The organism is Carnobacterium sp. GW821-FHT04C06 (genome assembly GCF_059420345.1).
The window spans coordinates 433826-440400 of record NZ_JBWKTN010000002.1 but is presented as its reverse complement, the minus strand read 5'-3'; the positions used below and the strand labels follow the sequence as shown (position 1 = coordinate 440400).

General features: G+C 34.8%; 5 protein-coding genes. All 5 read right to left on the bottom strand.

The genetic code is table 11. The features are described from left to right. Positions 1–499: 499 nt before the first annotated feature. Positions 500–2128 carry a glycoside hydrolase family 13 protein gene (locus AC07SW_RS05415; protein WP_135022654.1) on the bottom strand — a complete coding sequence of 543 codons (1629 nt, stop codon included), beginning with the start codon at positions 2126–2128 and terminating at the stop codon, positions 500–502. Further along, positions 2128–2949, bottom strand: coding sequence for a DUF1189 domain-containing protein (locus AC07SW_RS05410; RefSeq protein WP_494632405.1), 822 nt, complete (start codon positions 2947–2949; stop codon positions 2128–2130). Before AC07SW_RS05410 ends, AC07SW_RS05415 begins: the two co-directional genes overlap by 1 nt. 29 nt (positions 2950–2978) lie before the next feature. Further along, on the bottom strand, positions 2979–3830 hold the full coding sequence (locus tag AC07SW_RS05405) for a sugar ABC transporter permease (RefSeq protein ID WP_074402061.1): 852 nt from the start codon (positions 3828–3830) through the stop codon (positions 2979–2981). Then, positions 3831–5135, bottom strand: coding sequence for a carbohydrate ABC transporter permease (locus AC07SW_RS05400; RefSeq protein WP_109841486.1), 1305 nt, complete (start codon positions 5133–5135; stop codon positions 3831–3833). It lies immediately after the preceding gene. A 66-nt stretch (positions 5136–5201) separates the two neighbouring features. After that, the gene (locus tag AC07SW_RS05395; protein WP_034570706.1) at positions 5202–6467 is read right to left on the bottom strand and encodes an extracellular solute-binding protein; all 1266 of its coding nucleotides are present in this window, start codon (positions 6465–6467) and stop codon (positions 5202–5204) included. Between the last annotated feature and the right edge of the window lie 108 nt (positions 6468–6575).

Here is a 6575-nt window from a genome sequence, read left to right as displayed (position 1 = left end):
TTCTCTTGACCTAGTCAAGAGACCCTACACATTTGGTTCGTCTTACTTTGTTCAGTTTTCAAAGGTCTAAGTTGTTTCGTTTTCGTTTTAACAACTTCTATATATTAACATTCGTTTAGAAGTTTGTCAACAACAATTTTGAATATTTTTTCAATTGATGAATAATTATTCAAAACATTTTTCTTGTCTTTTTAATAAGACTTTTACCATGTTAACATTTTTTTTTTTACTTGTCAAACCTTTTTTTGTTTGATAAGCAGAAGTTTCTCTTGTTAACGTTACTGTCTTAGCGACATCAACTACTATACCAAGTTATCTTCAATTGGTCAACAATAATTTATCATTTTTATTCAAAAAAATTTAAAAACGAACATTACAACTTCCCTCTATTTTAAAAATCGGATATCTATGCAAAAAAGAGCCGTCTTTCAGTGTTTAAAAGATTTAGTTGTTCGTCTATTTAATTACTGAAACAAGCATCACTTGTTTCAGTAATCAGTTATTTGAGTTTAAAAACAATTACTTCATAAGGTTTTAACGTCATTCCAACTAGATTTTGTTGAGGATTTGGATAATTCGATAGCACTACTTTATCTATTTCTTGAATTTCGCCATGATAACTAGCAGGTTTGTTATAAAAATTAGCCATCACTAGCCATTTTTCATTTGCTAAGCTCCGCTCATAGACAAATAAGTGTGGATCATCTGGCAGTAGTTCTTTATAGCCCCCCCACACAACGAGTGGATTTTCTTTTCTTAATGTAATTAATTGTTGATAGTAATAAAAAATTGAATTAGGATCTGCTAAAGCTTTTTCTACGTTAAGTTCCGTATACGATTCATTCAGACTAAGCCACGGTTTCCCTTTTGTAAAGCCACCATTTAAGCTATTATCCCATTGCATTGGTCTGCGAGCGTTGTCACGCCCTTTACGATTGATTGATTTTAAGATGTCTTTACTTTCATAACCTTGCTTTATACGTTCTTGATACATATTAATACTTTCGATATCGTCAATCTCTTCTATAGAAGAAACAGGGGTATTAATCATGCCGATTTCTTCTCCTTGATAGATATAAGGCGTTCCTTTCATTAAATGAAGGAGCGTTGCCAGCATCTTTCCGCTTAACTCGCGATATTCTGGGCTATCATTTCCCCATCTTGAAATGATTCTAGGTAAATCATGGTTGTTCCAAAAAAGACTATTCCAGCCCTCATTGCCTAATTCTGTTTGCCATTTAGATAATACGCGCTTTAATTTGATAAAATCTAAGGGTTGATAGTCCCATTTGCTCTTACCAGGTTGCTCGTCTAACCCGATATGTTCGAATTGGAAAACCATTGATAATTCTTGACGGTCTGGATTGGAATAAAGTTTGGCAATTTCTGGAGTGGCCCCCCATGTTTCACCTACTGTCATGACATCGTATTTTCCAAAGGTTTCTTGGTTCATCTTTTTGAGATACTCGTGGAGTCTTGGACCGTTCCCTGTAATTTTTTGATCTGGTATTTTTCCAACCAAATCAATCACATCCATTCGAAAACCGCCTATTCCTTTTTTCAGCCAAAAGTTCATTAATTTCCATACTTCTTGTTGGACGGCTGGATTCTCCCAATTTAAATCGGGTTGTTTTTTACTAAATAGGTGCAAATAGTACTGCCCTGTTGTTTCGTCTAACTCCCAAGCGGACCCACTAAAAATAGATTGCAAGTCGTTTGGTTCTTTACCATCAACTGGATCACGCCAAATGTAATAATCACGATATGGATTTTCTTTTGATTTTTTGGCTTCAATAAACCATGGATGCTCATCTGAAGTATGATTAACAACTAAATCCATAATGAACTTAATGTTTCGTTTCTTTCCTTCAGCAATGAGTTCTTCCATGTCTTCCATCGTCCCAAATTCGGGAAGAATAGATTCATAATCGCTAATATCGTATCCATTGTCGTCATTAGGCGATTGATACACAGGACTAAGCCAAATAGCATCGATTCCTAGTTTTTCTAAATAATCTAGTCGTTTTATAATTCCTCTTAAATCCCCTATACCATCATCATTACTGTCTTGAAAACTTCGAGGATAGATTTGGTAAATCACGGAATCTTGCCACCATTTTTTTTCCATCAACTCACTCCTTTACATTTTTTGTCTTTAAATTTAGTTATAACAAATGCAGCGGTCAACATAATAACCATTCCTAATGAACTTAGACTAAGCATTATAGTGAGATCAAAATGAACAATACCTACCATTAACCCCAATAACATTCCCCAACCACTTGCATTTAAAATAAAATTGACAGACTCTCGGTAACTTGCAATGGATGAATAGGCGTTGCGCTTTGTAAGCCAAACAAAAATAGCCGCTCCGCCAATTAGCAATATATTACTTACCACTAAGATAGATCCCGTCATCAGCATCATGGTAAATGAAACAAAGGCGCGATTTTGCTGGTACCACATTCGTTTTAACTCATTCACTAATTGTTTAGCTGTTGTACTTGCGGTTTTATCAAAATTTTTTGTATACGCTACGTTAAACTCATAACCACTTTGATCTTTTAAAATAAACTGTTTTTTTTCAAATGCTACTACATTCATTTCTTTTTTTAATGCTTTTTCAGGTTGATTCACGCCTACGACTCCTGATTCTTTTTCAATCAACAATTTGGAAGCAGACTGCATCTCTCCATTTTTAAAGTCAACTCCTTCCATTGACTTCATTGTTTCATTGTCAATCAGTTGCAAGGCGTGTGGCATCATCTCTTCTAATTGAAATTGCTTTGAATTTGCAAAGGATAAACTTACTGGAATCATCAATAACCCATTTAAAAATAGGAAGACAATCACAATTTGAAACCAATTTAATTGATTTCGACCATAAAAGGCAGCCTTTGGTGTCAACATACTTTGAAAATAATTTAGGGGAAAGCTCGTTTGTTTCAATTAAATCACGTCATTTCTACATTAATATCTTATCCTTTGGTTCCACCAGCCATTAGGCCAGACACAAAATTCTTTTGTAACATAAAGAAGAGCACTGAGATTGGCAACGCAATTAATATCGCTCCGGCTGCAAAAAGGGAAACTTTTTGATTTTGTGCGTCACTAATGAAGGTCTGCAAACCTACTGCAACCGTTAATTTCTCTGGAGAACGTAACAAGAATTTGGCTAACATAAAGTCTCCAAAAGGTCCCATAAATGCCCAAAGTGCTTGAACCGCAATCATTGGTTTTACTAAAGGTAAAATAATTTGCCAGAAAATACGCAAATGTCCTGCTCCGTCTAACTTAGCAGATTCGTCTAAATCGATGGGAACAGTATCAAAATAACCTTTCATAAGCCATGTATTCATTGGAATTCCGCCACCAATATAAATTAACGTTAAGAACCAATATTGATCTAGCGCACCAAGTAATAACGCCATTACATAAAAGGCAGTTAGAGCAGCCATCGTTGGAACCATTTGAATAATTAAAAAGAACAAGAGACTATTTTTACGACCAATAAAACGGTAGCGGCTGTAGGTATATCCAGCTAACGTAATAACTGTTACTTGAACAATCATTGTTGAAATCGCAATAATCAGGGTGTTTTTATACCAGCTTGCATAAAGTGTTTCATTAAATAGTCGTCCGAAATTTCCTAATGTCCATTTGCTGTTTAAATCAAGTGAAAAGGCAGAGACATTTCCTGCTTTAAAGGCTGAACTAGCCGTAATTAAAATGGGATAGATGATAATAATTGATAATACAATCATAAAAAGATACGTTAAAATTTTGCCTATTAATCGACTTGTTTTTTGTGATTTCGCATAATTTTTCATTTATAAGTCCTCCATATTAAAGGCATTTGTCTTCTTAAAGATGATTAAAGAGACTGTAATAATCAGTGCTGAAATTAAAAGTGTTACTGCTGCTGCGACAGAATATTGTGGTGAATTTCCTGTTGTTAATTTATAAATCCATGAAATAAGGATATCTGTTGAACCCGCTCCTCCACCAACACTTCCTGGCCCGCCTTCATTAAATAGATAGATCATTGAGAAGTTATTGAAATTTCCTGTATACTGCGTAACAAAAATAGGTGCTGCCACAAATAAAATCATCGGCATTGTAATTTGTTTAAATCGTTGAATTGCATTGGCCCCATCGATTTTTGCAGCTTCATAAAGTTCTCCTGGAATAGACTGTAAGATTCCTGTTGTCATTACATAAATATAAGGGAAACCTAGCCAGCCTTGAATTAGGATAATCGCTACTTTTGTCCAAAATGGATCGGTTTTCCAAGCAATCGCTCCAATATCAATAAAAGGTAAATGATTGAGTAACGGAATAACTTGAGTATTAATCGCTCCGATACTATCGTTGAACATATTTGAAAAACTCATAATCGTAATAAATGCTGGTACTGCCCAAGGTAGTAAAAAGATAACTCCAAAAAATCGTTTGCCTTTAATAAAACTTTGATTTGCAATAACTGCTGTAAAAACACCTAGCACAATTGCTAACGTTGAGGACAATAGCGTCCAAATTACAGTCCAACTAAAAACGGCCATAAAAGTTGCCCGATAAGAGCTTAAAAAGAAAATACTGAAAAAGTTTTTAAACCCCACCCAATCAATTAAACTTGCAGGCGGAATATGATAAAAATCATAGTTGGTAAATGCCATAAAAATTGTAACTAATACGGGAAAAATTATCGTAAAGATCATTGCAAAGTAAGCTGGAAATGTAAGTAAATAAGGAAAACCGTGATCTAACATATTGGCAATGATTTCTTTTGCTGTGCGATTGATTTTTTCACCATTGCTTTTCATGGTGGCTACTCGTTTTGCGTCCATCAGATTAATACTATAAAAAACTAAAAATAAAACGGTAATAATTAATTGCAAGGTTCCTTCAATCATTAAAAATAAAGAATGATCTTCAATAGGAACACTTCCTAATGTAACTAACCCTGTTAGTGCTTGAACGCCACTTACAGCCATTTGACTAATAAAAATAATGGTTAATCCTAGAAAAATAACCCCTTTAAAGGGTTGTCCATTGTAAAATTGTCCTAATCCTGGAATGAAAGACAAGCGCATGGCTTTTTTTACTTCGTTTGGTTGAACTGCTTTTGGTTTCATGTTCGTCAAGCCTCTCTTTTTAATTTTCCCGACAGTTTTTTATTTGCTGTCGGGAAAATCAATTCATTATTTTGTATATTTTTGATCGATTGCTTCTTTAATGATTTTTACTGACGCATCAGCTGATTCTTGTGGAGTTTTATTTCCTGCAGCTGCTTCAAACATTAAGTTTTCTGCGCCTGTCCAAATTTCACCCATTTCTGGAATATTTGGCATTGGTTCAGCATTCGCATATTGCGCAATAACAGCATTGGTTAACTCATCATTTTTACCTTTTGCAACTTCTCTAGCTGCTTGGTTAGCTGGTACTTCATTCGTTGCATCATAGAATTTTGTTTGGTTGTCTTTATTCGTTACGTAATCTAACCATTTTTGTGAAACTTCTTTATGTTTTGAGTAGTTGCTAATAACCCAGCCTTTTCCACCAGCAAATGGTTTGTAATTTTTGCCATTGTCTAATGTTGGAATTGTAGCTACACCGTAGTTAATTTTAGCCTCTTTGTAGCTTTGAGCTGCCCAAGGACCACCAAGAATTGCTGCTGTTTTCCCTGTCGTGAATTGCTCTGCAATAAAGTTATCTGCACTTTTCACATCTTGCATCCCTTTTGGCCATACATCTTTAAACCATTTTGTAGCATAAGTGATCCCTTCAACTGCACCTTTATTATTTAACCCAATGTCTTTTGGATTTGTTCCTTCATCTCCAAAGACATAACCGCCATATCCTGCTAATAGACCGTATGAGAAATAAAAATCTGTCCATTTTGCTAAGAATGCTGTGTTTTTTCCTGCTTCTCCTTTAAAGTCAAAACGCGGATCTTTCGCCAATTCTTCAACATCTTTAAACGTTTTTGGTGCTTCAGTAATTAAATCTTTATTATAGTAGAAAACGAGTGTTTCAATTACTGCTGGTTCGCCAAATATTTTGCCATCAACGGTTACTTGTGCTTTATCTGTTTTATCGTATTGTTCTTCATTGCCTAATTTTACCTCAGCAATATGCCCTTGTTGCCCTAGTGGACCAATTCTATCATAAGCAGACATCATAACATCTGGTGCTTTCCCTGCTGGGCCATCTAAAGAAAGGGCTTCCAATTGATCGAACATATCTTTTTCAACTACTTTAATTTTAATATCGTTTTCTTTTTCAAAATCCCCTTTAATATCTTTTACGTAATCAACGTATCCTTTAGCAACGGATACTGTCAAGGTTTTATCATCTGCTGGGGCATCCTTTTTACTTGAACTGCCATTCCCACATGCAGCTAATGTTAAAATAACTGATGCTGAAAGTAATCCTAATGCCATCTTCTTAAAACTTTTTTTATTCATCTTTAAATTCCTCCTTAAAAGTTTAACGAGCTCCTTAATACAAAACTTATTATGACTTGAAAACCTACTGTTTGCAAACGTTTTCTCAATGTTACCGCTAACAGAAAT

Excerpts from the sequence above, each read along its gene's own strand:
- AC07SW_RS05405 (WP_074402061.1), bottom strand. The coding sequence starts at position 3,830 with ATGAAAAATTATGCGAAATCACAAAAAACAAGTCGATTAATAGGCAAA.
- AC07SW_RS05395 (WP_034570706.1), bottom strand. The coding sequence starts at position 6,467 with ATGAATAAAAAAAGTTTTAAGAAGATGGCATTAGGATTACTTTCAGCA.
- AC07SW_RS05415 (WP_135022654.1), bottom strand. The coding sequence starts at position 2,128 with ATGGAAAAAAAATGGTGGCAAGATTCCGTGATTTACCAAATCTATCCT.
- AC07SW_RS05400 (WP_109841486.1), bottom strand. The coding sequence starts at position 5,135 with ATGAAACCAAAAGCAGTTCAACCAAACGAAGTAAAAAAAGCCATGCGC.